The sequence below is a fragment of the Trinickia sp. Z7 genome, from assembly GCF_056498045.1.
Genome location: NZ_JAUEQW010000048.1, coordinates 1 through 605, shown reverse-complemented (window position 1 = coordinate 605; position 605 = coordinate 1). Strand labels below are relative to the sequence as shown.

Here is a 605-nt window from a genome sequence, read left to right as displayed (position 1 = left end):
AGAATGGGCACCTTAACGGCTGCCTTGAACTTGCGGTAATCGTCCAGCGTCTTCATCGCTTCAGGGAAGATCATATCCGCGCCTGCCTCGACATAGGCGACGGCGCGCTCGATCGCCGCATCCAAGCCTTCGGCGGCGGCCGCGTCGGTGCGCGCCATGATGACGAACGATTCGTCGGTACGGGCATCGACCGCGGCCTTGACGCGATCGACCATCTCGTCCTTGGGCACGCATTCCTTGCCGGGGCGGTGGCCGCAGCGTTTCTGCCCGACTTGGTCCTCGATGTGCACGGCTGCCACGCCGGCCTTGATGAACGAGCGGATCGTGCGGGCGATGTTGAAGGCGCCGCCCCAGCCCGTATCGATATCGACGAGCAGCGGCAGCGAGCAGGCGTCGGTGATGCGGCGCGCGTCGATCAGCACGTCTTCCATCGTGCTGATGCCCAGATCGGGAATGCCGAGCGAATTGGCGGCCACGCCGCCGCCGGAGAGGTAGACGGCTTTGAAGCCGGTGGCTTGCGCCATCTTGGCCGCATAAGCGGTGATCGCGCCGACGACTTGCAAGGGCTGCTCTTGGGCAACGGCGGCGCGAAATGCCGCGCCGGC

At 65.8% G+C, this 605-nt stretch carries 1 protein-coding gene; it reads right to left on the bottom strand.

Translation table 11 applies throughout. The features are described 5' to 3' along the window. Positions 1-605, bottom strand: a 605-nt coding sequence (gene prpB / locus QQS38_RS25940; protein ID WP_479648187.1) for a methylisocitrate lyase, incomplete at both ends; no start/stop codon positions are given.